Source organism: Stutzerimonas xanthomarina DSM 18231 (assembly GCF_900129835.1).
Taxonomy (GTDB): Bacteria; Pseudomonadota; Gammaproteobacteria; order Pseudomonadales; family Pseudomonadaceae; genus Stutzerimonas; species Stutzerimonas xanthomarina.
Map to the genome: position 1 here is coordinate 916,868 of NZ_FQXA01000001.1, position 24,825 is coordinate 941,692.

Consider the following 24,825-nt stretch of genomic DNA (forward strand, 5'->3'; position numbering starts at 1 on the left):
CACTGCCATAGCTGCATAAACGAAAAAACCCGCCGATTGGCGGGTTTTTCTTCAAGGGCCGATCAATTACTTGATCTTGGCTTCCTTGTACATCACGTGCTTACGTACGACAGGATCGAATTTCTTGATTTCGAGCTTGTCGGGGGTGGTGCGCTTGTTCTTGTCAGTGGTGTAAAAATGGCCGGTACCGGCGCTGGACACCAAACGGATCAGGTCACGCATGATAGTTCTCCTTAAACCTTTTCGCCGCGAGCGCGGAGTTCAGCCAGAACGGCGTCGATGCCACGCTTGTCGATAACGCGCATGCCTTTGGCAGTCAGGCGCAGACGTACGAAGCGGTTCTCGGACTCGACCCAGAAGCGATGATGCTGCAGGTTCGGCAGAAAACGACGACGGGTTTTGTTGTTCGCGTGGGAAATGTTGTTCCCGGTTACCGGACCCTTACCGGTAACTTGACAGACTCTCGACATGCCTCAGCCCTCTAAAACCACATGCCCAACCCGGCATGGGTTGGCCGCTTGAATTCAAATGTCTATTTTGGCGCTCAGCGCCACGTTTCGTTGGGGTCTTACCGGCTACGCGGCAAGCGAAGAAACCGGGCCCCTAGAAAAGAGCGCTGCTTTATATCAGAAAGTCCCCCAGGCAACAAGCGCGGTGTGACTTTACAGCGTCGACGCTCACTGCCTCGATTTCTTTCCGACCCAAGCCTGGCGAGGCCTTCCGCCGCAAACCGTTCGTCGCCTGCGCATCTGCCCACTCTATACAGTGAGACCAATCAGAGCCGTCAGTTGCAACGAACCGGGCTGCCGGGCTGCCGGGCTGCCGGGCTGCCATCGTATCGCTGTAACTACTCTCCCGCCTACGACGAGATGAGACGAGCCATATTTGTCGCCTAGCCTCGCATTAAAAGCGAACAATGGTTTTACTGTGCGAAATGCAGAACCGTTATTATCAGCTATGATGACCCAATTGGCGCTAAACGACCGTGGTCGTGGACAGCCACCGAAGCAACTTGCGCATTAGCTAAAGCCCCCTGCCGAGCGATGGGCGATCTGCTATCGTGCGCGCCGCCGCCCTACCACCGGACAGACCGACACCACCATGAGCGACATCGAAGACACCGATACTCCCAAGGACCGAAAATTCGTCGAGGCGCTATCACGCGGGCTGGATGTACTGCGTGCCTTCACCCACGGTTCGGTGGTGATGGGCAACCAGGACATTGCGCGCATCACCGGGTTGCCCAAACCAACGGTGTCGCGCATGACCTATACCCTGACCAAGCTCGGTTACCTCAGCTACTCGCCGCAGCTGGAAAAGTACCAGCTCGACTCCGGCGTACTGGCGCTCGGTTATGCCTACGTCTCCAATCTGCGCGTGCGCCAGCTGGCCAAGCCGTACATGGACGAGTTCTCGCGTCGCACCAATACGTCCGTTGGGCTGACCTGCCGTGACCGGTTGTCGATGATCTATATCGAAAACTGCCGGCCGGCTGAGGTTTCCACACTGCGCATGGACGCTGGTGTGCGCCTGCCGCTGGCCACCACGGCAGCAGGCCGCGCCTTTCTCGCCGGCACCCCGAACAAGGAGCGCGCGCATTTGATGGCCGCGCTGGAAGCCAAATACGGCGACGAGTGGGCCACGATGGAGCAATCCCTGGAAAAATCCTTCGCCGAGTTCCGCCAGCATGGCTTCTGCCTGTCGCTCGGCGACTGGGACCGCAATGTGATGGCCGCTGGCGTACCGCTTCATTTGGCCGACGGCAGCATCATGGCGCTGACCTGCGGCGCGCCCTCGTTCCAGCTCAGTGAAGAAACCCTACGCGGCTCGCTGGCACACCAGCTGGAAATGCTCGCACGCGATATCGAAAGCCTGGGCGTCTGATCATTGGCTAAGCGGCAACCAGTCAAGCGGGACGCGTAGGCTTCACCGACCTTTCGCTCATCGACTCCACAAAGGTGGCGATCAGACCGCCGTCACTGCGCCCTGACGCTGGCCCAGGCGATGTCCGCGAGCAGTTCGCGGCAATCCGCCAACGCGGTGCGTGATCGTCCAGCCAGCCAGTTGCGCGCCATATCGTGGCAAGGCCCGATCACCACGGCCAGAAAGCAATCACCCGGCATCCGTCGAAAGGCGCCGCTATCGCGGTGCCGGCGCAAGATGGCGCTGACCCGCTCGCCATGGGCCTGATTGACCTCACGCAGTCGTTCCCCCATTTCCCCCGCCTCGACCCGTCCGCGGTTGTGCAGAACGAAGCGTGCCCAGTTGGGATTCTCTGTGACCCAATCGATGTAGCTCGTGACGAACAGCCTGACACACGCCTCGGCATCCAGCGTTTCGATCAGCCCGGCCTCAAGCCGCGCGGCGTATTCACCGATGCCCTCCAGATAAAGCGCGGCGATGATTCGCTCGCGGTTACCAAAATGGTGATAAAGGCTACCGATGCTGGCCCCGGAACGGTCGCGAATCATCTCGATGGTCGTCGCCTCAACCCCAAACTCGGTGAAGCAGGCGAGCGCGGCCTGGAGGATTTCCTGCTTGCGGCTACTACGGGCCATCCGACCTCCAACGTAACTAGAATTATTTTCTAGAATTATCTTCCACTGTTCGTATACTGCACCGATCGCGGCAATCCAAAAAGTGCGGAGAACAAAAAGATGGCGACGATACAGGCTGGAGAGCGTTGGATCGATAACGGCAATGGTCACCTTTTGTCCAGCTACTGGTACCCACCGAGCGGTGCGCCACGCGGCGCCGTTTTGATTGCACCGGCCATGGGCGTCAAGCAACGCTTCTACGCCGCGTTCGCCAGTTGGCTGGCCGACCGTGGCTATTTGGTCGTCACGTTCGATTATCTGGGCATGGGCCGCTCGCGCCAGATTCCGCTGCGCCAGCTCAAGGTGGACATCCTCGACTGGGCTCGCCACGACTGCAGCGCGGTATTGGCAACAGTTGCAGAGGAGGCTGGCGCGCTACCGCTCTATTGGATTGGCCACAGCGTCGGCGCGCAGATCCTGCCTCTAGTCAAAGGCCACGAGCGGCTTACCCGAATCGTCACCATTGCGGCCGGCAGCGGTTACTGGCGCGAAAACAGCCCGCAGATCAAGCACAAGGCCTGGTTGCTCTGGTACGGTCTTGCCCCGGCCCTAACCGCCATCGCCGGCTACTTTCCCGGCGACCGCATCGGCGCAGTGGGTGACTTGCCGGCCGGCGTCATCCGCCAATGGCGCCGCTGGTGCCTGCATCCGGAATATCTGGTCGGCGTGGAGGGCGAACCCATGCACCAGGCGTTCGCCGCGGTACGGACCCCGCTGACGTCGCTGTCATTCACTGATGACGAGATGATGTCGGCGCGCAATACCGAATCGCTGCACGGCTTCTATACCGGCGCACCGAAGAGCATGCAACGCATCGCCCCGAGTGAAGTGGGCGCGGATCGTATCGGTCATTTCGGCTTCTTCCGTGAAGCTTTCGCACCGACGCTCTGGTCGGGCTATTTGCTGCCAGAACTTGAACAATGCCAGCACAACCCGCCTGATGCGCTCGTCAACGCGAGTTAGGCTAAGAGGCGCACTGGCCAGAGGAAGGCACTTCCCCCCGTAGGGTGGGCTTCAGCCCACCACCAACACCATCTCGGGGGGCTAAAGCCCCACCCTACGCAGCAATTTAAGCGCTGCTCTCTTCGCCTTGCATCGCGCTCGGGTGGCAGGTCCGCTTGCCCTTCGTCACCACCTTCACCACAACGGTGAGCTAAAGCGGAGCGCCGGCCAGCCCGTCTCATAGAGGGATGCCTGCAAAGCAAAACCGGGCCATAAGGCCCGGTCGTGGTGTCGCGATTGGTGCGTTATGCCACCTGCATCAGCTTCGCATAAGCCTTCAGATGATGGTCATCGTCACCGAACTGGTGGGCGATCATGACCAGGCGCTTGGCGTGGTGGGCAAGGTTGTATTCCCAGGTCATGCCGATGCCGCCGTGCAGCTGGATCGCTTCCTCGGCCACCTTGCGTGCGGCGCGGGCACAGATGTACTTGGCGGCGGCGATGATGCGGCGGCGGTCGTCGTTGTCTTCGCCATCGGCAAAGGTCGCGGCGAGGATCGCCATGCTGGTGGCCTGCTCCAGCTCGGTCTGCATGTCCACCATGCGGTGTTGCAGCACCTGGAACTTGCCGATTGGAACGCCGAACTGCTTGCGCGTTTTCAGGTAGTCGAGGGTCAGCTTGCAGGCCTCGTCCATGCTGCCCAGCGCGTCGGCGCATTGCGCGGCGATGGCGCGGCCTTGCTGGTAGCGCAGCGCCGGGAGCGCATTACCGATTTCGCCGAGCAGCGCGTCGGAGCCCACTTGCACATTGTCGAGGAACAGCTCGCAGCCCTTGCGCCCGTCGATGGTCGGGTACACCCGGCGACTGACGCCTTGAGCGTTCGGATCGACGAGGAACAGGCTGATGCCGGTTTCGTCGCGGCTGTCGCCGGCAGTGCGCGCCGAGACGATGATCCTGCCGGCGCTGTGTCCGCCAATCACCACGGCCTTACGTCCGCTCAGGCGATAACCGCCGTCGACCGCTTCAGCTTTGGTCTGTACATCGTGCAGGTTGTAATGGCTCTGCGGCTCGTCGAAAGCCACCGCCAGCTGCAGCGAACCGGCCGCGACCTGAGGCAGCAGATCGGTTTTCTGCGCGTCGCTGCCCAGCTGATTGAGCAAGCCGCCGCCATAGATCACCGATTGCAGGTAGGGTTCGAGCGTCAGCCCGCGGCCCAGCTCGGTCATCACCAGCATGGTTTCCACCCCACCGCCGCCAAAGCCGCCGATCTCCTCGGCAAACGGCACGGCGGTCAGGCCTAGCTCGCCCAGCTGCCCCCAGAACTCGGAGGAAAAGCCCAGCTCCGACTCGCTGAATTTCTCGCGCTGCTCGAACGGGTAGGCGTCGCGCACCAGACGCGCCGCGGTGTCTTGCAGCATTTGCTGCTCTTCAGTCAGTTTGAAGTCCATTGCGGTGCCCCCTTACAGCTCGAGAATCATCTTCGAGACGATGTTCTTCTGGATTTCATTGGAGCCGCCGAAGATCGACAGCTTGCGCATGTTGAAGTAGTCGCCGGCGAGCGACGCGCTGTAGTCGGCGTGCAAGAGATCGCCTTCGTAGTCCAGCTGCAGCTCCTCCTCGAGGAAGGGCAACGCATAAGGACCGATGACCTTGCGCAGCAGGCTGGTGATGGCCTGGCGGATCTCGGTGCCCTTGACCTTGAGGATCGAGGACTCCGCGCCGGGCACGCCGCCCTCTTTCGCCGCTGCGAGGATGCGCAGGGTGCTCATCTCGATGGCCATCAGCTGCATCTCGACCTCCGCGACCTGAGCGCGGAACAGCGGGTCTTCGAGCATAGGCCTGCCGTCGCAGACTTCCTTCATGGCGATGCGTTTCAGATGCGCCAGCGCAGCCTTGGAGGCGCCGATGCCGGCGAGGCCGGTGCGCTCGTGGGTCAGCAAGTACTTGGCGCAGGTCCAGCCCTGGTTTTCCTCGCCGACGAGGTTTTCCACCGGGACGCGGACGTTGTCGAAGAAGACTTCGTTGACCTCATGATCGCCGTCCAAGGTGATGATCGGCCGCACGCTGATGCCCGGCGTGCTCATGTCGATCAACAGGAAGCTGATGCCGCGCTGCTGCTGGGCTTCGGGGTCGGTGCGCACCAGGCAGAAGATCATGTTGGCGTGCTGGCCGAGGGTGGTCCAGGTCTTCTGGCCGTTGACCACGTAGTGGTCGCCATCGCGCACGGCGCGGGTCTTGAGACTGGCGAGATCGGAGCCGGCGCCCGGCTCGGAATAACCCTGGCACCACCAGTCTTCACCGGAAAGAATGCGCGGCAGGTAATAGTCCTTCTGCTGCTGGGTGCCAAACTTGATGATCACCGGGGCGACCATGTTGACGCCGAAGGGCACGCTGCGCGGCGCGCCAAAGGCGGCGCACTCCTCGTCGAAGATGTGCTTTTCAACCGGGCCCCAGGTGGTGCCGCCCAGCTCCACCGGCCAGCCCGGCGCGTACCAGCCGCGCTTGACCAGGATCTGCTGCCAGCGCTGATGGTCTTCCTTGGACATGTGCTTGCCGAGCTTGACCTTGGCGGCGATGTCCGCGGGCAGCTCGTTTGTCAGGAAGGCGCGCACTTCATCGCGGAAGGCGAGCTCTTCGGCCGTGTAGTTGACGTTCATGGGAAGGTCCTCATGGTGCGTTCGGATTGCAGGCGGGTCGCGTTCATTGTCCGGCCTGCCATTCGGTGAAGGTGCGGCCTTCGGCGGCCAGTTTTTCCAGCAGTGGTGCCGGCTTCCACCAGTCGCCGCACCGTGCGTGCAGCTCCTTGACTCGCGCCAGCACGGTGTCCAGGCCAACGCTGTCGGCATAGAACATCGGCCCGCCGCGGAAGGCCGGGAAGCCATAGCCGTTGAGGTAGATGACGTCGATATCGCTGGACCGCTGGGCGATACCCTCTTCGAGAATCTTCGCGCCCTCGTTGACCAAGGCGAAGATGCAGCGCTCGACGATGTATTGCTCGTCCAGCGCCTTTCGCTCGATGCCTTTCTCCTGCGACGCTGCTTCCAGCATAGGCACGAGTTCGGGGTTCTCCAGTGGCGTGCGGTTGCCCGGCTCGTAGCGGTAGTAGCCAGCACCGGTCTTCTGCCCGAGCATGCCGGCGGCGCACAGCTTGTCGGAGACGGTGGGGAAATCCAGATGCGCCGGCAGCGTCGCGCGCTGGCGCTTGCGGATCGCCTGGCCAATATCGAGACCGGACAGATCGCGCATGGCGAACGGCCCCATGGCCATGCCGAAGTTGCGCAGCGCCCCGTCGACCTGTTGTGGCGTGGCGCCCTCCTCCAGCAGAAATTCCGCCTCGCGGCCGTACTGGAAGACCATGCGGTTGCCGACGAAGCCGTCGCAGACGCCAACCACCACCGAGACCTTTTTCAGCTGCTTGCCGATGGCCATGGCGGTGGCCAGCACTTCATTGCTGGTCTTCTCGCCACGCACCACTTCCAGCAAGCGCATGACGTTGGCCGGGCTGAAGAAATGCAGGCCGACTACGTCTTCAGGGCGCTTGGTGAAAGCCGCGATGGCATTCAAATCGAGTGATGACGTATTGGAGGCGAGAATCGCGCCGGGCTTGCACACCGCATCCAGCTGCTGGAACACCTGCTGCTTGACGCCCATCTCCTCGAATACCGCCTCGACCACCACGTCGGCATCGGCCAGCGCGGCGTACTCGGTCACGCCTTCGACCAGCGCGAGGCGCTTCTCCATCACCTCCTCGGTCAGGCTGCCGCGCTTGACGCTCGCCGCGTAGGTGTCACGGGCACGCTGCAGGCCGCGTTGCAGCGCTTCGTCATTGATTTCCAGCAGTTTCACCGGCACACCGGCATTGGCGAAGCTCAAAGCGATACCGACACCCATGGTGCCGCCGCCGATCACCGCGGCGGTCTTGATCGGCCGCGGTTTCACATCGGATGGCAGATCGTTGATCTTGCCCGCCTGGCGTTCGGCGAAGAATGAATGAACCAAGGCGCCACGCTGCGGCGAGTTCAGGCACTCGGCAAACAGCTCACGCTCACGCTTGAGACCTTCGGCCAGCGGCAGCTTGGTGGCCGCCTCCACCGCCGCGATACAACGCAGCGGCGAGAACAGCCCGGGCATGCGCTTGGTGACTTCAGCGTGCTTGGCGCGGATCAGTGCCTCGTTGTCGGCACCCTCCAAGCCGCGGGTCTGCTCGCCGGTGCGACGCGGTGCGCGGCCTTCTTCGACCATACGGCGGGCATAGGCCAGGCCGGAGTCCACCAGATCACCCTCGAACAGCTCGTCGACAATCTTGTGCTCGACCGCCTCAGCAGCACTGATCGGCGTGCCGCTGACAATCATGTCCAGCGCCTTCTCGACACCGGCCAGACGCGGGAGCCGCTGAGTACCACCGGCACCGGGTAACAGACCCAGCTTCACCTCGGGCAGGCCGACCTTGGCGTCCTTGCGGGCGATCCGGTAATGACAGCCCAGCGCGACTTCCAGCCCGCCACCCAAAGCGGTGCCATGAATGACCGCCACGCTCGGCTTATTGCTGCCTTCGATGACCTCGATCACTTCCGGCAGGCTCGGCGCCTGCGGCGGCTTACCGAATTCCTTGATGTCGGCCCCGGCAATAAACGTATTGCCCTCACAGACCAGCACCACGGCGCGCACCTGCGAGTCCGTTTCAGCGTTTTGAAAGGCTTGCAGCAAGCCTTCGCGCACGGCGTGCCCGAGCGCATTGACCGGTGGGTTGTTGACCGTGATCAGAGCGATTTCGCCCTGAATTTCGAGCCGTACGGCATCCGTCATGGCTGGCCTCCGCTTGTGAAATGAATGATTGGAGTTGTTATTTCACGGAATCATGTTTCGCACAGCAGAATAGTCGAGTCATTTCCGCATGTCGAGAGACTGGCAATAATCGCTTCGACTGACAACCGCCATAACCACGACAGCGCTCGAAACATAAGTGAGATCTGGGGCGATGCCCGTTAGAGAGGATGCAATAAGATCGAATGCGACAAGCGGCTCAACACTAAGGGTGGCGGCGAACAGGGAGCGGCAAATGAACATCGCAGTGGCGAATCGTCCGCGCGATGAGCTCAGAATTCTTGACGACTCGTCGCTCCAGGCTGCTGGGCACCCGGAAGACGTAACAACTGACGGCCCAGCAATCAGCCGTGGCAACCGCAAACCCCCGGGGCGAAAGCGATCCCCCGGGCAGCTGAACTAAAGCCTTACAACCCCAAGCAGAGGTATTTGATTTCCAGATAGTCATCCATGCCGTACTTCGAACCCTCACGGCCCAGACCGGACGACTTCACGCCACCGAAGGGTGCCACCTCGGTCGAAATCATCCCGGTGTTGATGCCGATCATCCCTGACTCGATTGCTTCGGCCACACGGAACACCCGACCCAGATCGCGCGCATAGAAATAGGCCGCCAGCCCAAACTCGGTGTCATTGGCCAGGGCGATACCCTCGGCCTCGTCTTCGAAACGGAACAGCGGCGCCAGCGGCCCGAAGGTTTCCTCTTTCGCCACCTTGGCATGGTGCGGCACGCTGACCATCAGCGTCGGCTCGAAATAGCTGCCGCCCATCTGGTGCGCCTTACCGCCGGTGAGTACCTGTGCACCATTGGCGACGGCGTCCTCGATGTGCTCTCTGACCTTGGCCGCCGCGCGGTCGTCGATCAGCGGGCCGATGTCGGTGCCTTCATCGAGTCCATTGCCAACCTTCAGTTTTTCGACCGCAGCCTGGAATTTCTTCGCAAACTCGTCGTACACGCCGTTCTGTACATAGATGCGGTTGACGCAGACGCAGGTCTGGCCGGCGTTACGGTACTTGGACTGCATGGCGCCTTTGACTGCTTCGTCGAGGTCCGCGTCATCGAACACCAGGAACGGCGCGTTGCCGCCCAGCTCCAGCGACACCTTCTTGATGCCCGCGGCGCACTGCTCCATCAGCTTCGCGCCAACTTCGGTCGAGCCGGTGAAGCTGAGCTTGCGCACCGTCGGGTTCGCGGTCAGCTCGTTGCCGATGTCACCCGCCGAACCAGTGACGACGCTGAACACACCTTTCGGGATACCCGCACGCTCCGCCAGCTCGGCCAGCGCCAGCGCGGAAAAAGGCGTCTGGCTCGCGGGTTTGAGTACCATGGTGCAACCCGCCGCCAACGCTGGACCGGCCTTACGGGTGATCATCGCCGCCGGGAAATTCCACGGGGTGATGGCCGCCGTGACGCCGATCGGCTGCTTGATGACGATGATGCGCTTGTCTTTTTGATGGCCCGGGATAGTGTCGCCATAGACACGCTTGGCTTCCTCAGCGAACCACTCAATAAAGGAGGCGGCATAGGCGATCTCGCCCTTGGATTCGGCCAGCGGCTTGCCCTGCTCCAGCGTCATCAGCCGACCCAGGTCGTCCTGGTTCTCCATCATCAGCTCGAACCAGCGGCGTAGCTTTTGCGAGCGCTCCTTGGCGGTCAGGTCACGCCAGGCCGGAAGTGCGCGCTCGGCCGCTTCGATGGCGCGACGGGTTTCCGCGGTGCCCATTTTCGGCACGCTGCCCAGGATCTCGTTGCTGGCCGGGTTGTTGACCTTGATGGTCTGGCCGCTGTCCGCGTCCTGCCAGGCGCCGTCGATATAAGCCTGCTGGCGGAACAGCTTGTTGTCTTTGAGTTGCATGGCAGTCTCCTGAGAGCCGGCAGGGTGCCGGGATTGGACCGAGGCCATCTGGCCGATTGGAAAGGCGATTGGCAGTGGAACTGCTCGAGTTAAGTCAGAGCAAGGGACAGCCCCAGGGTTCCTGCCGTGAGCTAAAGCGTTTGAGATATCGAACGCATGCTAGGCCTGCTGGCTGGCATCGGGCAACACCCTGTTCGGAAAAATTAACGCACCATAACCAGACCTGATGACGCCGCGATCGGCTATCAGAACCACAGCACTGCGCGCTGAGCAGCTGCCGAAGCGCCATGGACGACCGCAGACGACATGCGTATGATTGCGCCCGCAACGCACCAGTAGCTCAGCTGGATAGAGTACTGCCCTCCGAAGGCAGGGGTCGTGGGTTCGAATCCCGCCTGGTGCGCCACCTCCAAAGAAAAAGCCCCGGATGAAAATCCGGGGCTTTTTCGTTTCGGGGCGGCTGGTCAGAAGCCAGGTATTTGCGCTGCACCTCAACCTGATCGGTGCTGCACCTGAGGCCATTCGAGCCGCGGTGTGGCCTGGAGCTCTACGATCCAAGCGTATATCGCGTTCAAGCTGGCCGTTTGAAGCGAGCTTTTCCGGTCCCAGGCCGTGTCGCTAACCACCAACGAGCCCTTGGTGGTTATGTTTTGAGCAATCTCGTTTCGCTGTGAGGTCGACGCGGTCAGTGCTCGTGCTTCGCGCTGACGAAACTCAGCGAGGAGAACATGCCGCGCACGCGTGCGTCCGGGTCTTCGCTCGGGACCGTGGTGGAGGCGGCGATGACGTTAAGGCCGTGGTTGCGCACGGTGATCTTCGCCTTGCCCTGCTTGTTGGTGGTTGCAGCCACCTCGTCCGGGTTGTTCACGTGATCGGCGATCAACTCGACATCGGCGGCCGGTTTGCCGTCGACCAGGACCTGAACCTCCAGCGCCTCGCCTACTTCAACCGATAAGGGATCACGCTGCGGCACGATGGCCAGCTTGAGCTTGTCCAGCGCCGGCAGTTCCGCACCCTCATGCAGCACCGCCAGGCTGTACTTGTAGTAACGCCCGGAATCCAGCGCGCCGGGAACCTTCGATTCTCCGACGTTGAGCCACTGCTTGTCCGGCGCCTGGGTCCAGTAACCGTTATCCAGCGCCACGCTGAGCACCGCCGGCGATTCAATCGGCTTCAGCCGTGCGTGGTTCTCTAGCCGCTCGACTGTGACAGGGATTCGGCTGCCGTGGCGGTCTGTGGCCCAGGCGCCGGAGATTTTCTTCGGGTCAAAGGCGTTGTCTTCGGCACCATGACCGTAGATCACCTCGATGTTGCCGCGACGCTCTTCGGTCCACATGCCGTGGGCCGCGGCCTGCCCTGCCATCAGTGCAGCGATCAAAGTCATGGCGTATTTCGCGTGGTGCTTGTTCATCTTCCATCCTTTTGGACTAGTGAGTGACGAGCCGGCCCGGGGCGAGCCGGCTCTGCGTTACAGGTTCAGTGACAGGCTCAGGCTCAGGTTGCGCGGCTCGCCAGGCATCACCCAGACGTTGCTGTAGGAGCGCTCGTAGTAGGTGCGGTCGAAGGCGTTATTGAGATTCACGCCTAAGGTCATGTCCGGCGTGACTTTGTAGCGCGCCAGCAGATCTATGGTGGTGTAACCCGGCAGCTCGAAGCCGCTGTCCGCCACGTTGCCGGAGCGCTCGCCGACGTAATTGACCCCGCCGCCAAGCTCCAAACCGCGCAGTCCACCGTCGAGAAACTCATACACACCGAGCAGACTGCCGCTGTGCTCGGGCACGTTGAGCAAGCGACTGCCGCGCGCGAGGGTGTTGTCTTCCGTCACTTCGGCATCGACATAGGCGTAGGCGCCGATCAGCCGAATCGCGTCGGTCAGCTGGCCGGTCAGCTGGAAATCGATGCCGCGACTACGCACCTCGCCCGCGGCGATCTGATACGCGGAGTCGACCGGATCGGCAGTGAGTACGTTTTCCTTGGTGAGGTGAAAGGCAGCGACGGTCATGCCCAGACGGCTGTCGAGCAGGTCGAATTTGAAGCCCGCTTCGTAACCAACGCCTTCTTCCGGATCGAATGCCGTGCCTGACGCATCAATGCCGCCATTGGGCTTGAACGACTGCGAGGCATTGGCGAACACGCCAACTTCAGGCATCAGCTGATACAGCGCCCCAATGCGTGGCGTGACCTTTTCATGGGTCTGCTCCATGCGCGTGCTGACGACTTCGTTGTCCAGCCGATGCTCGTAATGGTCGTAACGGGCGCCAACAACACCGAAGAATTTTTCGCTGAAACGCATCTGATCCTGCAGGTTCATCGAACGGGAATGGACCCGTTCGTGGCGGTGGGTGCTGCGCCCATCGGGGCCAACACTAAACGGCGGTCTTAGCTGCCCATAGACCGGCTCGTAGATATCGATTTGCGAGACAGGACGGGAGCGCATCAGGCGTTCGTTCTTGACGTAACGCTCGTATTCGGTGCCGATCAACAGGTTGTGTTCGATGTCGCTCGTATAGACCAGACCGCGCAGCTCCAGCTGGGTGATGCTGTCCTGCCAATCGAAATCGCGGTAGCGGTATTCTCGGTTGAGGGTATGCGTGTCAGCCGCAAGGCTGCTCGCTTCAGTCGCACCACCGCTCAGGCGACCCTGCTTGTAGTGGCTGGCCAGGCGGACGGTCCAGCTGGCGTTCAGATCATGCTCGATCTCAGCCTGCAGGCTCTCGTTGTTGTTGTCGATGTCACCGTCGCCGGGCTCACCGAAAAACTCCGTACGCGAGACGCTTCCGAGATGATCATTTGGCGCCACCACACCACGGTCGAACACCTGGCTGTTGCGGATGACTTCGGCTTGCACCAGCAGGCGCGTCTGCGGCGCCAGATCCCAGCTGAACGCAGGCGCGAAGAACTGGCGCTCGCCGGAGCGGTAATCGCGAAAACGCTTGCTGTCCTCTACCGCTAGATTCATGCGGTAGAGCATCTTGCCCTCGTCATCCAACGGTGTGTTGACGTCCAGGCTGCCGCGATAGCGATCCCAGCGCCCAGCGCTCAGGTCCAGCCGGGCGAACCTGTCGTTCTGCGGGCGCTTGCTGACGATGTTGATGGTACCGCCTGGGTCACCGCGACCGTACAGGCTGGACGACGGCCCCTTGAGCACGTCGATGCGCTCGACGTTGGATGGGTCCTGAGGGTTCATGTAGCCGCGGTTGACGCTGAAGCCGTCCTTGTAGAACTCAGAGGTCGTCAGCCCACGAATGCTGTATTCGTACATGGTCAGGCCGCCGAAGTCGTTCTGCCGCGCCACGCCGCCCGCATAATCCAGCGCCTTTTCGATACGCGGGCTATCCAGATCTTCAAGCACCGTGGCGGGGATCACGCTGACCGCCTGGGGAACCTCCTCCAGCGGCGTATCCGTCTTGGTGGCGCTCGCTGAACGCCGAGTCCGGTAGCCCTCTGCTAAGACTTGTTCCCGGTCTGCCGTGACGACCACGTCTTCAAGAACTGCGCTGTCTGACTCCTGCGCCAACGCTGACATGCTGGCCAAACCTGCCGCGGCGGCTAGTCCCAAAATGCTTGCTGCAACGCTACTGCTGTTCATGCCCGCTTCCGATCAAATGTTATACCGTAACATTTGATCGGAATCGGTCTGTCACTGTCAAGGCCGCAGGCGCTCTGGCAAGCCGCGTTCAGCTAGGGCAGCATGCAGCGACAACGATCCATGACGAGGAACGCAGCGATGATCGATTTTGATAACAAGGGTTTCTTCAAGCTAAAGCAGAACGATGAATACGCAGAGCGGGTCCGCTCGCTGCTACTGGACGACGAACAGGTGATCGATTCCTACAAGTCCATGCGTGACGGCGTGGTGTTTACCAACAAGCGGATCATCGCGGTCAATGTGCAGGGCATTACCGGCAGCAAGAAGGATTTCACCTCCCTGCCCTACAACAACATCGTCGCCTATTCGGTGGAGACGTCCGGGACCTTCGATCTGGACTCGGAGCTGGAGGTGTATTTCTCGTCACTGGGGAAGGTCAAGTTCGAGTTCACCGGCAGGACCTCGATCGTTGAAATATCGAAGTACATATCCAAACACGTGCTCTGAACTGTTAATTGACTGCAGGCTGCACCGCAGCGGCTTTACCGCAGGTTCGCGGTGCACCGTTCGACTCGTTGTGCTTGTGCATCAGGTGACGTAACGACAGCAGCCCTGGCTCGCTAGCATTGGGTTAGCGAGCAGCTTGATTCCAACTGCAGAAACGAAACGGCCGTCGTTACCGTTCGACTTCCACACCGGGACAGGTTGCTTTTGCAGTTGAAGACGCCAGGTCGGCACGGCGCGAACTTGGCTCGGGAGGTTTAGGTTCTTCTGCGCGGATACCTAACGCGGTCAGCAACGTCTCGCTCATTTCCATGAATGAATAGCCATCGGCCCATATCTCGGTTTTGCCGTTCAGTCTGTTATTCATGCTTTCCATATTCCTGGCTGGCGCGCCGCTCAGCCATGCTGATCGAATTGTTGTGTTACGCCTGTCACGATACGCAACTGGAGCATACGACGTGCCAATCTCTTGAAAGCAATTTATTCTTAAATATCAAATACTTATACGTAACGCGGTTTCACCTTGTGTTGCATGATGCACGATTCGCCAAATGCACCCTTGCGATGTGCATGTCTGCCGATTTTTGAAGCAGGTCACAACCGGCACCGAGCTGATGATCGGCACCAGGCTTCGCTCGATGTCTGAGATAAACAGCCGGGAGACCCTTTTGGCATACTCGACTGCCCGGCCCTCGAGCAAGCGCCATGCAGATTGACGAAGAACTCACGCTAAAAAAATTGGAGGTGTTTCTGGCCTTCATGCGCAGCGGCAATCTCAGCAAAGCGGCCGCGGAGTTGAACACCAGCAACGTCAGCGTGCACCGTGCCATTCACTCACTGGAGAGCGCCCTGCGCTGCACCTGATCGAGACGACGGGCCTTTTCGGCTCGACGGCGCGACCACTGCGGCGGTGGGGAGATTATTGTTGTCATGGCGACTCCACAGTTTTTCCGCTTGTGGAGCGCACAGTAGGGAGACGACCGGAGGGTCATCAATCAAGCGCAGAGGCGTTTCGTTACGCTGAGGTTAACGATGCCGCTGGACTACCTTAAAGCCAGCCGAGCGTCACGCTGGCAAGCAACAGGTAACGCCCGCCCTTGGCCAGGGTGACCAGCAGCAGAAAGCTCCACAATGGCTCGCGCAAGGTACCGGCGACCACGGTCAGCGGGTCGCCTATGATCGGCACCCAGCTCAGCAATAACGACCAGCGGCCGTAGCGGTGGTAACGGCGCTGCGCGCGTTCGAGCTGTTGATCGCTAACAGGGAACCAGCGCTTGTGACGCAACCGTTCGACCGAGCGGCCCAGCAGCCAGTTGACCAGCGAACCGAGCACATTGCCTGCCGTGGCGACCAGCAACAGTGCCGCGGCAGGCTGTGATCCATGCAGCAGCAACCCCACCAGCACGGCTTCGGATTGTGCGGGCACGAGGGTCGCTGCGGCGAAGGCGGCACCGAACAGGCCGAAATAGGCGGAAAGATCAAACATCTAAAAGGTACGGAGTGTCGGGCTCAGGTAGCGCCAGCGGCGAGATATGCAGATACCAACGAAAATCTGGAGGCTGCACGGCACTGACAACGCGCCAGGCAAAGTAACAGAGCATTCGATGAAAGGCAGGCTGATCTATCTCATCGCCCTCTCGGGCTCGGGCAAGGACAGCGTGCTCGATGCCGCGCGCGAAGCCTGGCCGAGCGCGGCTTACGTGTCGCACGGCGGATCATCACGCGCTCCGCCGAAGCCTTGGGCGAATCCGCCGAGGTCGTCACTCATGATGCGTTCGCCCGCTAACGGTTCACCGGCCGGGCTGCGGATGAAAGCCCGGCACGGCGTTGGGCCTTTCTATGCGGCCAGCTGGCAGGGTGCAGTTGAGGTCGCGGAAAGGTTGGCCGTTGAGCAGTTCCCAGCCATGCCCAGGCGAGGTCTGGCGGCAGATCAACGTGCCATCGGCCTTGCTCTGCCATTGGTAATACGGCGCCGGGCCAGCGGTGGCTAATAAAGGCAGGCATACGATGAGCGCGAACAATACAGCACGCATAGGGCTGGGTTTCTCTGGGTATCTGGCGCCACTTTAGCCGGATCGTTTGGTAGCACAAGCGCGGCCGGTCGGGATGGCTAGGGCCAACCGCGCGGGGCAGCCGTCAAGGGATGACCGCGCAGCAGAATCCGGTACGCCGCGGTGTGATCGTCAGCAAGCTAGCTCCTGCACCAGTCGTGGCGCAACGGGACTGGGTTCAACGCTGGTTGGCACGTGTAACATGGTCGAAGCCCTGATCAACACCAGACCGTTTCCGCCTCGCGCAGGAAGATTTCCACGGTCTTAGGCCCGATGCCTTCGAACTCGGCCAGGCGCTTTTCCAGCTCCTTGCGATCCTTGCTTCGCTCGCGGATGTTGCCGAGCTTGCCGCCGTATTCGCTGTTTAGCTTGTTGCACAGTTTGAGCAGTCGCTCGGCCGTCGACTCGTCGTAGCGCACGTAGTGGCCCTCCCCCAGCATGTCCACCGGTTCTTGCTAGCTGCAGTTGCCGATCTTTCTCGGCGTGTCGCGTTTGTGCTTTTCGACGATGACACGATAGGCGTCGGCAGCGATGTCCTGCTGAATGCGCTTGCCGAATAGAAAGCTGGCGATGAACCACTTGAACAGCTCCCCTTCGCCCTGGTTGATATCGATCCCGAGTTCTTTCGCACTGATATCTCTGGCCATTGCTGCGCCTCGCTCGCCGTATTCTTTTGTTGCGACGCCAGCAACAGCTCAGGGTTCGCTCGGATATGCCGGATGATCGGCAAGAATCTGCCTACGAAGCCTTCGATCATGAGCGGGTTCTTGCCAATGGACGCTGTAATCAGCCAGAAACCCGCCGAAACAGAGCCTTCAGCGTTTATGGCACAGCTCGTGCTATGTCTGAAATGCCCGATGCGACGACCAACGACAAGAAAAGCCGCACAGCACTCCTGCTCTCCATGTGAAAGCACATCCGACGCCGTCTCTCTTTTCTTGTCGTTGCATGCAGCCCTGGCGCTGTAGCTGATCGTCTATCGTCAGTTCTGCAAAACCAATAACAACGAAACGGAGATACACCATGAGATTGACCAAACGCTTCAGCCTGCTTGCTGCCGCAGCGGCCTTCACCGCGAGCACCGCCGCAGTGGCCGCGCCGACCTTCATCAACATCCTCACGGGCGGCACCAGTGGCGTGTACTACCCAATCGGGGTAGGCATCTCCCAGCTGTACAGCAAAGGCATCGACGGCGCGAAAACCTCCGTGCAGGCAACCAAGGCATCGGTCGAAAACCTCAACCTGCTGCAAGCCGGGCGTGGCGAACTGGGCTTTGCGCTCGGTGATTCCGTGGCTGATGGTTGGAATGGCGTGGAAGACGCGGGCTTCAAGGCACCGCTGAAGAAGCTGCGCGCCATCGGCGGCAGCTACCCGAACTACATTCAGATCGTTGCCAGCAAGGAATCCGGCATCAAGACGCTGGCTGATCTGAAGGGCAAGTCGATCTCCGTCGGCGCGCCGAAATCCGGCACCGAACTGAACGCTCGCGCCATCCTCAAGGCCGCAGGCCTGAGCTACGAGGACATGGGCAAGGTCGAATACCTGCCGTTTGCCGAATCCGTAGAGCTGATCAAGAACCGCCAGCTCGACGCGACCCTGCAGTCCGCAGGCCTGGGTATGGCCGCGATCCGCGACCTGTCCTCCACCATGCCGCTGAACTACGTGGAAATCCCGGAAGATGTAGTCGCCAAGATTGGTAACGACGCCTACCAGGCCGCCAAGATTCCAGCCGGTACTTATGATGGCCAGGAAGCCGACGTGCCGACCGTAGCCATTACCAATATCCTGGTGACCCATTCAGACGTGCCGGATGACATTGCCTACCAGATGACCAAGCTGCTGTTCGAGAACCTCGATCAGTTGGGCAACGCGCACTCCGCTGCCAAGGACATCAAGCTGGAAAACGCTACCAAGGCGCTGCCGATCCCGCTGCATCCGGGTGCCGAGCGTTACTACAAGGAAGCCGGCGTACTCTGATTACGCCCCGGGCAGCCCCTGCTGCCCGGTCTGAACCGCAGGCGTCGGTCCTGACGCTTGCGGCTCGCCCAATCCGAATCTGAAGAGGCGCTAGTAAAACCAGCGTGCAGGCACGGCAGGTTTTGTTAGCGGCTCTACGCGACCACGTTTTATCCAGCTCGAGGCATTTCATGAGCGAACTACAACAAGAACAAGGCTTGACGGGCAATGCGGCCGATTGGCCAAAGGCACTGTTTTATGTGGCCCTGCTGTTTTCCATTTACCAGATCGTCATGGCCGCGTTTCACCCGGTATCCAGCCAGGTGCTGCGAGCAGGGCATGTCGGCTTTCTGTTGATGGTCGTTTTTCTGTATTTTCCCGCTGCGGGCAAAGGTCGCCCCTGGCAGCCGCTCGCATGGGTTCTGGCCCTGACTGGCATGGGCACTGCGTTTTACCAGTGGTATTTCGAAGCTGACCTGATCCAGCGCTCCGGTGACCTCACGACCCTCGATTTCGCTGTCGGCGTACTGCTGATCGTTCTGGTGTTCGAAGCCGCTCGCCGGGTCATGGGCATCGCCCTGCCGATCATCTGCGCCACGTTTCTTGCGTACGGCCTGCTTGGCCAGTACCTGCCCGGCGATCTGGCGCACCGTGGTTACGCCATCGATCAGATGGTCAACCAGCTGGCCTTTGGCACCGAAGGCCTGTACGGCACTCCGACTTACGTATCGGCGACCTACATCTTCCTGTTCATTCTGTTCGGCGCCTTCCTCGAACAGGCGGGCATGATCAAGCTGTTCACCGACTTCGCCATGGGCCTGTTCGGCCACAAGCTGGGCGGCCCGGCCAAGGTGTCGGTGGTGTCTTCGGCATTGATGGGTACCATCACCGGTTCCGGTGTGGCCAACGTCGTAACCACCGGCCAGTTCACCATCCCGCTGATGAAGCGATTCGGCTACAAGGCCGCCTTTGCCGGCGGCGTCGAGGCGACCTCCTCGATGGGTAGCCAGATGATGCCGCCCGTGATGGGCGCCGTGGCTTTCATCATGGCCGAAACCATCAACGTGCCTTTCATTGAAGTCGCCAAGGCAGCGCTGATCCCGGCCCTGCTGTACTTCGGCTCGGTGTTCTGGATGGTCCATCTGGAAGCCAAGCGCGCCAATCTGAAAGGCCTGCCGAAAGAGGAATGTCCCAGCGCAATGGCCGCGGTCAAGCAGCGCTGGTACCTGCTGATTCCGCTGGGTGTGCTGGTCTATCTGCTGTTTTCCGGGCGCACGCCACTGTTCTCCGGGATGGTCGGTCTAGCGCTGACAGCCATCGTCATCCTTGGCTCGGCAATCATCCTCAGGGTCTCGTCATTTGGCTTGCGCATCGCCTTCTGGATCGCCTTGGGCGTGCTCTGCGCCGGATTCTTCCAGCTCGGCATCGGTGTGATTTTTGCCGTCATTGCCGTGCTGGTAGCGGTCTGCTGGTTCATCAAGGGCGGGCGCGACACGCTGCTGGTGTGCCTTCATGCGCTGGTGGAAGGCGCGCGCCATGCTGTGCCGGTGGGCATCGCCTGCGCCTTGGTCGGCGTGATCATCGGCGTGGTGTCGCTGACCGGCGTGGCCTCGACCTTTGCCGGCTACATTTTGGCCGTCGGCGAGAACAACCTGTTCCTCTCGCTGCTGCTGACCATGGCGACCTGCCTGGTGTTGGGCATGGGCATTCCGACCATCCCCAACTACATCATCACCAGCTCCATCGCCGCGCCGGCATTGCTGGATCTCGGTGTACCGCTGCTCGTCTCGCACATGTTCGTGTTCTATTTCGGCATCCTCGCAGACCTGACGCCTCCCGTCGCATTGGCCTGCTTTGCTGCGGCACCAATCGCCAAGGAGACCGGGCTGAAGATCAGCATGTGGGCGGTGCGCATCGCCGTTGCCGGGTTCGTGGTGCCGTTCATGGCCGTCTACAACCCCTCGCTGATGATGCAGGGCGAGAGTCTTTGGATGACCGCCTACATGGTGATAAAGGCGGCCTTCGCCATTGGTTTGTGGGGCATCGCCTCGATTGGCTATCTGCAGCGGCCACTGGCCTGGTGGGAACGCGTGCTCGGATTTGCCGCCGGTGCGACGCTGATCATGGCCATGCCGATCACCGATGAAATCGGCTTTGGTATCGGCATCCTGCTGCTGGCTCAGCACATCGTGCGGGCCCGCCGGGCCGGCCCGGTACTGGCGTGATCGGTCTTTGTCTGGGACTGGCCGGGGTGGTGTGGGCAGAGGTGCCCACAGCCGATTTCACCCTGGCCTGGAACCACACGATCGAGAAGATCCGCTGGGAAGAGGATTACCGCGTGACGCCGGACGGGCTGCTGCTCGGCGAAGCGCGAGTCAAGGGTTCAGGTGCCGGGATGGAAATTCCGGATGACGCCGAACTGCGTGACGGGGCCTGGCACTACCAGCGCCAGATGCCGCCGTTACAACCCTTGCGAATGGGGCGAACCCCCGAAGCAGGGGATTATCAACTGTGTTTCGACCAGCGTTGCCACGCGATGAGCGAATGGCTCGGCCCGCCAAAAGCGGAGCAGCCCGCGCTGGAACTCTGGAGTTGCACCGTTTCGACGGACAGCTCCTCCTAACTCTGTCTGAGGCTTGCCGCGTGGCGGATCGGTGACGCGTGATCCGCCCTACGTTAGCCCAGCTGTTTAGCTGTCAGTCAGGCCGTTTGCACCGTTTCTCTGCGCTTGCTCGCCATTCCTTGTCTGGCGCGCCGCTTGCGCCACCAGATCACCACGCCGGTCACTGACAGCACGGCAATCGCCACGCCAAGTACCGCAATCAGGATGCGCCCCGGCATTCCAAGAATCCGCCCACCATGAATCGCCGGTTGCAACATATGGAACTGCTCGCCCAGGGTGCCCTGCCCGGGTATTTCCTGCCCCAGCAATTGCGTGCCATCGCTGCCATGAAAGAACAGCCAGGCATTGCCCTGGTTGCTGTCGTGCTCGCCGAAGCCGGCGCCGTAGAAGTTATATTCGAAGCTGTAGTACAGCTCGGTGATCGTTTCGGTCAGGCCTAGCTCAGCGGCGTGCTGCATGGCGTAGTCGTAAGCGCGATGGAAGTCGTACTGGGTCGTGCCCAGTTCGTCCTTGGGCAGCCGGCCGCGCGCCTCGTAGACGCTCGGCTCGACCTCCGATACCAGCGAAACCACCGGCTTGAACACCTGCTCCGGCAGGTTCATGGCGATGCTGCTGATGGCAACCGGCGTGAGCAGCAACCACAGCCACAATCCGCCGGCGCGATGCACGTCATGGTTGAGCCGCTGCCGCTTGATCTTCCAGGCCGTCCACCACTTACCGAAGAATGGCTGCGCTCGAGGGAAGGTCAGCAGCAGCGAGACGAAACAGTCTAGGGTCCAGCAGATCGCGACGATGCCCATCAGCCAGAGCCCCCAGTTGCCCGGCAGCGTCAGGTTGTAATGAAATTCCAGCAGAAAAGGCACCAGGTTTCGCCGGGAAAAACAGCACTCGCCCCAGTAGCGTGTACCCACCAGCTCGCCGGTCACCGCATCCAGGTACTGCACCACCGGCTGTTCATCATAGGGTTTGCCAGTGGCCGGATCGTTACGTGGCACCAGCGCCATCAACGCCGCGTGTCCCGGCTCGTCCGGGAATTCCATGTACCAGACCTGCATGCGCGGGTTGGCCTGCTCGACCCGCTCGACCAGCGCCCCCGGCGCCAGCACCGGGCCCTGGCTGGCGGTGTGGTAGAACTCGGGATTCAGCCATTCATCCAGTTCATGATGGAAGGCCAATACGCTGCCAGTGATGCCGGCGAGAAACAGGAACAGCGCCGTCGCCAGGCCGATGTAGCGGTGCAGCAGTACGAGGATCGAACGCATGGTTGGGGTCCGTCTTGCAGAAAGCACAAAGCCGCCGGCCCATTACAGGCCAGCGGCTTTTCGCCTGGTTCTTAGAAGTCGTAGGTCAGTGTGGCCATGACGTTTCGTGCTTCGCCGTAGTAACACTGGTTGAGGCTATTGCAGGCGGCGACGTATTTTTCGTCCGTCAGGTTGTTCAGGTTCAGCTGTGCGCTCAGGCCGTCCAACCCGACACGCGACAGGTCGTAACCGAGCATGGCGTCGTACAGGGTGTAGGACGGAATACGCAGCATGTTTTCCGCATCAGCCCAGCTCTTGCCGAAGTAGCGCACGCCGCCGCCGACTTGCAATCCGGCCAGCGAACCTTGTTCGAAGCGGTAGTCAGTCCACAGCGACGCCATATTGCGGGCCACCGCGTTGGGCGTATTGCCGCGGTTGTTGACCCCGGCAGCACCGGTGAAATCCCTGGAGTACTCGACATCCATGTAGGTGTAGCTGGCGATCACGTTGAGGTTGTCGTGCGGACGCAGGCGCGCCTCCACTTCCACGCCCTTGGACGTGAGTTCGCCAACGGCGCGATAGAAGCTCTCGTTGGAATCTTTGTTCGCCAGGTTCGACTGTTTCAGGTCGAAGTACGAGATGGTGTAGAGGTCGTCGGTGCCCAGCGGCTGATATTTCAGGCCCAGCTCGTACTGCTCGCCCTCGGTCGGGTCGAGCAGCGTGATGTCATAGGCGCCGGTGCCCGAGTCGTAGTTGTAGGCACCCGTCGCGTTCGGATTGAAGGACTCCGAATAGCTTGCGTAAGGCGACAGGCCATTGTCGAAGGCATAGAGCACCCCGACGCGCCCGGTGAACTGCTCAAGTTTCGACTGATCCGCCTGGTCACCGTACATCGACTCGGTCTGCTCGAAGGAAACGTCCACCCAGTCCTGCCGCGCGCCCAGCGAGAAGCGCCACTTGCCGAGGCTGATCAGATCCTGCACGTAGAGGCCGGTCTGCTCCAGCTCGCGTAGTTCGTCGTACTGGTGATAGAAGGCAAAGCTGCTCGGGTTGGCGGCGCCGCTGTAGGGATTGGTCGTGCCGACGCCGGTGGCCGCGCTGTAATCGACCTTCGCCTTGCGCCGCTGGTAGTCCAAGCCAGTGACCAAGGTATGGCTCAGCGCGCCGGTGTCAAAAAGAAACTGCAGCTGGTTGTCCAGCGTCCAGGCGTGCAGCACTTCGTCGGCACCCGTGTAATAGCGCACCAGCTCGTCCTGCGTGGCATAGCCGTACTGGTAGACCTGGCCGGACTCCACGGTCGAATCGAGGTACTGGAAGTTCTGCCGCGCCGACACCGTATCGTTGAAGCGGTGTTCCAGCTGATAGCCGATCATCTGCTGGTCGCGCTCGAATTTTTCGTAGTCCTCGTCGCCTTCGAAGAAGCTGCGTGAGATGCGCTGGCCATTGTGCGAGGTGACGGTGCCGTCCGCCGGCAGGCCGCCGTGGTAGCCGCTTTCGGGGTCATGCTGGAGCATGGCCTGCAGCGTCAGCCGGGTGTCTTCGCTGAAGTCGATGCTCAGCGAGGGCATCACGGCGTAGCGCTGCTCTTCGATGCCATCGACCTGGTTGTCGGCATCCCTCGCGACACCGACCAGACGATAGGCGATGCGCTCGTCATCCAGCGGGCCGGTGAAGTCGAAGGCGGCCTGCTTGTTGTCCTCGCTGCCATAGGACAGCCTGATCTGTCGGCGCGTCTCGTATTGCGGCTTTTTGCTGGTCATAGCCACCAGCCCGCCCGGTAGGCTGCGTCCGTAGAGCACCGAGGACGGTCCCTTGAGAATGTCGATACGCTCGATGAAATACGGGTCGACCTGCAGGCTGCTATAGGTGCCGCTATCTCCCAGCAGCTTCTGACCGTCGAGGTAGAGGTTATCCACCGCGCCATCGGTGATGCCGCGCATGGCGACGTAGTCGTAACGGGTAGTGGCACCGTAAGGTGAGCTCATCAGGCCCGGCGTATAGCGTACGGCCTGGGCAATGGAGCGTGAGCCCTGGTCTTCGATCTGTTGACGCGTCACCACCGAGACAGTCTGCGAGGTCTCGGCCAACGGCATGCTCGTCTTGGTCGCCACGCTGCTGTGTGTGGCGTTGTAGCCTTCCATCGCCCCCAGCGCATTGCCCAGGGCGAAGCCCTCCACAACCATCGGCTTCAGCTCGACCGCTTCAGCCTGCTCGCCAGAGGGCGCTGGCACCAGCAAATAGGCACCGCGCTGGTCCCGTACCGCCCGCAGCCCACTGCCGCGTAGCAAGGTATCGAAGCCCTCTGCAACGCCATATTGGCCGTGCAGACCACTGGACTGGCGGTTGTCGACCAGGCGGCCATCGACCGACAGCATCACTCCGGCCTCGCCGGCAAAGCGGCTCAGGGCAGTGGAGAGTGAGCCGGCGGGAATGTCATAAGTGCGTTCAGTCTGCTGCTCTATCGATTGCGCCAATGCCATCGGCGCGACACCAACGGTGGCCAAAGGCAGGCAGAGCATCGCGGCACGAATGGCCTGGGACAGCGAACGGGGACGGCAAACGGGCAAGGCAGTGGAGCGCATGATTCATCCTTTTTGCGTGAGCAAATTCGTGATCGTTGCGGTTATGCCCAGCGACCCGGC

20 protein-coding genes, 1 tRNA gene and 4 pseudogenes are annotated in these 24,825 nt (G+C 61.1%); 9 read left to right on the top strand and 16 right to left on the bottom strand.

Features of this window, described 5'->3' with window-relative positions; all coding sequences use genetic code 11:
- Positions 1-66 precede the first annotated feature (66 nt).
- A complete protein-coding gene (rpmG, locus tag BUE09_RS04080; protein ID WP_025243687.1) occupies positions 67-222 on the bottom strand; it encodes a 50S ribosomal protein L33 in 156 nt (51 codons plus the stop codon).
- 11 nt (positions 223-233) lie between these two features.
- Entirely contained in the window at positions 234-470 is a 237-nt protein-coding gene (gene rpmB / locus BUE09_RS04085) for a 50S ribosomal protein L28 (protein WP_019339373.1), read from the bottom strand.
- A gap of 631 nt (positions 471-1,101) precedes the next feature.
- Here rpmB and BUE09_RS04090 point away from each other — a divergent pair.
- Complete coding sequence (locus BUE09_RS04090; RefSeq protein ID WP_073299401.1) at positions 1,102-1,884, top strand: IclR family transcriptional regulator; 783 nt, start codon at positions 1,102-1,104, stop codon at positions 1,882-1,884.
- Positions 1,885-1,976: 92 nt separating this feature from the next.
- On the opposite strand, the gene BUE09_RS04095 is transcribed toward BUE09_RS04090, so the two are convergent.
- Complete coding sequence (locus BUE09_RS04095; protein ID WP_073299402.1) at positions 1,977-2,558, bottom strand: TetR/AcrR family transcriptional regulator; 582 nt, start codon at positions 2,556-2,558, stop codon at positions 1,977-1,979.
- A 99-nt stretch (positions 2,559-2,657) separates the two neighbouring features.
- Between BUE09_RS04095 and BUE09_RS04100 the strand changes: the two genes are divergently transcribed.
- Positions 2,658-3,560, top strand: coding sequence for an alpha/beta hydrolase family protein (locus tag BUE09_RS04100; protein WP_073299403.1), 903 nt, complete (start codon positions 2,658-2,660; stop codon positions 3,558-3,560).
- Positions 3,561-3,844: 284 nt separating this feature from the next.
- Here the strand turns inward: BUE09_RS04100 and BUE09_RS04105 are convergent, their stop codons facing one another.
- The 4 genes from BUE09_RS04105 to gabD form a co-directional block, all read right to left on the bottom strand.
- The gene (locus BUE09_RS04105; protein WP_073299404.1) at positions 3,845-4,987 is read right to left on the bottom strand and encodes an acyl-CoA dehydrogenase family protein; all 1,143 of its coding nucleotides are present in this window, start codon (positions 4,985-4,987) and stop codon (positions 3,845-3,847) included.
- 12 nt (positions 4,988-4,999) lie between these two features.
- Entirely contained in the window at positions 5,000-6,196 is a 1,197-nt protein-coding gene (locus tag BUE09_RS04110; protein WP_073299405.1) for an acyl-CoA dehydrogenase family protein, read from the bottom strand.
- Between the two features lie 43 nt (positions 6,197-6,239).
- Positions 6,240-8,345: a 3-hydroxyacyl-CoA dehydrogenase NAD-binding domain-containing protein gene (locus BUE09_RS04115; RefSeq protein ID WP_073299406.1), complete on the bottom strand. Its 2,106-nt coding sequence runs from the start codon at positions 8,343-8,345 to the stop codon at positions 6,240-6,242.
- Between the two features lie 425 nt (positions 8,346-8,770).
- On the bottom strand, positions 8,771-10,219 hold the full coding sequence (gene gabD, locus BUE09_RS04120; RefSeq protein WP_073299407.1) for an NADP-dependent succinate-semialdehyde dehydrogenase: 1,449 nt from the start codon (positions 10,217-10,219) through the stop codon (positions 8,771-8,773).
- Between the two features lie 329 nt (positions 10,220-10,548).
- Between gabD and BUE09_RS04125 the strand changes: the two genes are divergently transcribed.
- Positions 10,549-10,625: transfer RNA gene (locus tag BUE09_RS04125), tRNA-Arg, on the top strand.
- Positions 10,626-10,904: 279 nt separating this feature from the next.
- Here the strand turns inward: BUE09_RS04125 and BUE09_RS04130 are convergent.
- Together BUE09_RS04130 and BUE09_RS04135 are read right to left on the bottom strand one after the other, a co-directional pair.
- Positions 10,905-11,630, bottom strand: a complete 726-nt coding sequence (locus tag BUE09_RS04130; RefSeq protein WP_073299408.1) for a DUF4198 domain-containing protein — start codon at positions 11,628-11,630, stop codon at positions 10,905-10,907.
- A 57-nt stretch (positions 11,631-11,687) separates the two neighbouring features.
- The gene (locus tag BUE09_RS04135) at positions 11,688-13,808 is read right to left on the bottom strand and encodes a TonB-dependent siderophore receptor (protein WP_073299409.1); all 2,121 of its coding nucleotides are present in this window, start codon (positions 13,806-13,808) and stop codon (positions 11,688-11,690) included.
- Between the two features lie 138 nt (positions 13,809-13,946).
- On the opposite strand from BUE09_RS04135, the gene BUE09_RS04140 reads away from it, so the two are divergent.
- Positions 13,947-14,315 (top strand): PH domain-containing protein, encoded by a 369-nt coding sequence (locus BUE09_RS04140; RefSeq protein ID WP_073299410.1) that lies wholly within the window; start codon positions 13,947-13,949, stop codon positions 14,313-14,315.
- Positions 14,316-14,484: 169 nt separating this feature from the next.
- Here BUE09_RS04140 and BUE09_RS04145 read toward each other — a convergent pair whose 3' ends face one another.
- Positions 14,485-14,679, bottom strand: coding sequence for a hypothetical protein (locus BUE09_RS04145; protein WP_143164616.1), 195 nt, complete (start codon positions 14,677-14,679; stop codon positions 14,485-14,487).
- Between the two features lie 338 nt (positions 14,680-15,017).
- Between BUE09_RS04145 and BUE09_RS04150 the strand changes: the two are divergent.
- Positions 15,018-15,170, top strand: a pseudogene (locus BUE09_RS04150) (helix-turn-helix domain-containing protein); the annotation flags it as partial.
- On the opposite strand, the pseudogene BUE09_RS20830 reads toward BUE09_RS04150, so the two are convergent.
- Both BUE09_RS20830 and BUE09_RS04155 read right to left on the bottom strand, forming a co-directional pair.
- A pseudogene (locus tag BUE09_RS20830) lies at positions 15,167-15,244 on the bottom strand (hypothetical protein); the annotation flags it as partial. The pseudogenes BUE09_RS04150 and BUE09_RS20830 overlap by 4 nt on opposite strands.
- A gap of 116 nt (positions 15,245-15,360) precedes the next feature.
- Positions 15,361-15,798 carry a YqaA family protein gene (locus BUE09_RS04155; RefSeq protein ID WP_073299412.1) on the bottom strand — a complete coding sequence of 146 codons (438 nt, stop codon included), beginning with the start codon at positions 15,796-15,798 and terminating at the stop codon, positions 15,361-15,363.
- A gap of 118 nt (positions 15,799-15,916) precedes the next feature.
- Between BUE09_RS04155 and BUE09_RS20560 the strand changes: the two are divergent.
- Positions 15,917-16,089 (top strand): annotated as a pseudogene (locus tag BUE09_RS20560) (phosphonate metabolism protein/1,5-bisphosphokinase (PRPP-forming) PhnN); the annotation flags it as partial.
- 13 nt (positions 16,090-16,102) lie between these two features.
- Here BUE09_RS20560 and BUE09_RS04160 read toward each other — a convergent pair.
- Together BUE09_RS04160 and BUE09_RS04165 are read right to left on the bottom strand one after the other, a co-directional pair.
- Positions 16,103-16,345 carry a hypothetical protein gene (locus tag BUE09_RS04160; protein ID WP_073299413.1) on the bottom strand — a complete coding sequence of 81 codons (243 nt, stop codon included), beginning with the start codon at positions 16,343-16,345 and terminating at the stop codon, positions 16,103-16,105.
- A 236-nt stretch (positions 16,346-16,581) separates the two neighbouring features.
- Positions 16,582-17,010, bottom strand: a pseudogene (locus tag BUE09_RS04165) (DNA methylase).
- A 376-nt stretch (positions 17,011-17,386) separates the two neighbouring features.
- Here BUE09_RS04165 and BUE09_RS04175 point away from each other — a divergent pair.
- The 3 genes from BUE09_RS04175 (at position 17,387) to BUE09_RS04185 (ending at position 20,942) form a co-directional block, all read left to right on the top strand.
- Positions 17,387-18,340 carry a TAXI family TRAP transporter solute-binding subunit gene (locus BUE09_RS04175; protein ID WP_073299415.1) on the top strand — a complete coding sequence of 318 codons (954 nt, stop codon included), beginning with the start codon at positions 17,387-17,389 and terminating at the stop codon, positions 18,338-18,340.
- Between the two features lie 170 nt (positions 18,341-18,510).
- Positions 18,511-20,544 (top strand): TRAP transporter permease, encoded by a 2,034-nt coding sequence (locus BUE09_RS04180; RefSeq protein ID WP_073299416.1) that lies wholly within the window; start codon positions 18,511-18,513, stop codon positions 20,542-20,544.
- Complete coding sequence (locus BUE09_RS04185; protein WP_073299417.1) at positions 20,541-20,942, top strand: DUF1850 domain-containing protein; 402 nt, start codon at positions 20,541-20,543, stop codon at positions 20,940-20,942. The genes BUE09_RS04180 and BUE09_RS04185 overlap by 4 nt, the downstream gene beginning before the upstream one ends.
- A 77-nt stretch (positions 20,943-21,019) precedes the next feature.
- Here BUE09_RS04185 and BUE09_RS04190 read toward each other — a convergent pair whose 3' ends face one another.
- Positions 21,020-22,204, bottom strand: coding sequence for a PepSY-associated TM helix domain-containing protein (locus tag BUE09_RS04190; protein WP_073299418.1), 1,185 nt, complete (start codon positions 22,202-22,204; stop codon positions 21,020-21,022).
- A gap of 71 nt (positions 22,205-22,275) precedes the next feature.
- The gene (locus BUE09_RS04195) at positions 22,276-24,765 is read right to left on the bottom strand and encodes a TonB-dependent siderophore receptor (protein WP_073299419.1); all 2,490 of its coding nucleotides are present in this window, start codon (positions 24,763-24,765) and stop codon (positions 22,276-22,278) included.
- Positions 24,766-24,825 lie beyond the last annotated feature (60 nt).

Coding starts and splice junctions, on each gene's coding strand:
- rpmG (WP_025243687.1), bottom strand. CDS start 222: ATGCGTGACCTGATCCGTTTGGTGTCCAGCGCCGGTACCGGCCATTTT.
- rpmB (WP_019339373.1), bottom strand. CDS start 470: ATGTCGAGAGTCTGTCAAGTTACCGGTAAGGGTCCGGTAACCGGGAAC.
- BUE09_RS04090 (WP_073299401.1), top strand. CDS start 1,102: ATGAGCGACATCGAAGACACCGATACTCCCAAGGACCGAAAATTCGTC.
- BUE09_RS04095 (WP_073299402.1), bottom strand. CDS start 2,558: ATGGCCCGTAGTAGCCGCAAGCAGGAAATCCTCCAGGCCGCGCTCGCC.
- BUE09_RS04100 (WP_073299403.1), top strand. CDS start 2,658: ATGGCGACGATACAGGCTGGAGAGCGTTGGATCGATAACGGCAATGGT.
- BUE09_RS04105 (WP_073299404.1), bottom strand. CDS start 4,987: ATGGACTTCAAACTGACTGAAGAGCAGCAAATGCTGCAAGACACCGCG.
- BUE09_RS04110 (WP_073299405.1), bottom strand. CDS start 6,196: ATGAACGTCAACTACACGGCCGAAGAGCTCGCCTTCCGCGATGAAGTG.
- BUE09_RS04115 (WP_073299406.1), bottom strand. CDS start 8,345: ATGACGGATGCCGTACGGCTCGAAATTCAGGGCGAAATCGCTCTGATC.
- gabD (WP_073299407.1), bottom strand. CDS start 10,219: ATGCAACTCAAAGACAACAAGCTGTTCCGCCAGCAGGCTTATATCGAC.
- BUE09_RS04130 (WP_073299408.1), bottom strand. CDS start 11,630: ATGAACAAGCACCACGCGAAATACGCCATGACTTTGATCGCTGCACTG.
- BUE09_RS04135 (WP_073299409.1), bottom strand. CDS start 13,808: ATGAACAGCAGTAGCGTTGCAGCAAGCATTTTGGGACTAGCCGCCGCG.
- BUE09_RS04140 (WP_073299410.1), top strand. CDS start 13,947: ATGATCGATTTTGATAACAAGGGTTTCTTCAAGCTAAAGCAGAACGAT.
- BUE09_RS04145 (WP_143164616.1), bottom strand. CDS start 14,679: ATGAATAACAGACTGAACGGCAAAACCGAGATATGGGCCGATGGCTAT.
- BUE09_RS04155 (WP_073299412.1), bottom strand. CDS start 15,798: ATGTTTGATCTTTCCGCCTATTTCGGCCTGTTCGGTGCCGCCTTCGCC.
- BUE09_RS04160 (WP_073299413.1), bottom strand. CDS start 16,345: ATGCGTGCTGTATTGTTCGCGCTCATCGTATGCCTGCCTTTATTAGCC.
- BUE09_RS04175 (WP_073299415.1), top strand. CDS start 17,387: ATGAGATTGACCAAACGCTTCAGCCTGCTTGCTGCCGCAGCGGCCTTC.
- BUE09_RS04180 (WP_073299416.1), top strand. CDS start 18,511: ATGAGCGAACTACAACAAGAACAAGGCTTGACGGGCAATGCGGCCGAT.
- BUE09_RS04190 (WP_073299418.1), bottom strand. CDS start 22,204: ATGCGTTCGATCCTCGTACTGCTGCACCGCTACATCGGCCTGGCGACG.
- BUE09_RS04195 (WP_073299419.1), bottom strand. CDS start 24,765: ATGCGCTCCACTGCCTTGCCCGTTTGCCGTCCCCGTTCGCTGTCCCAG.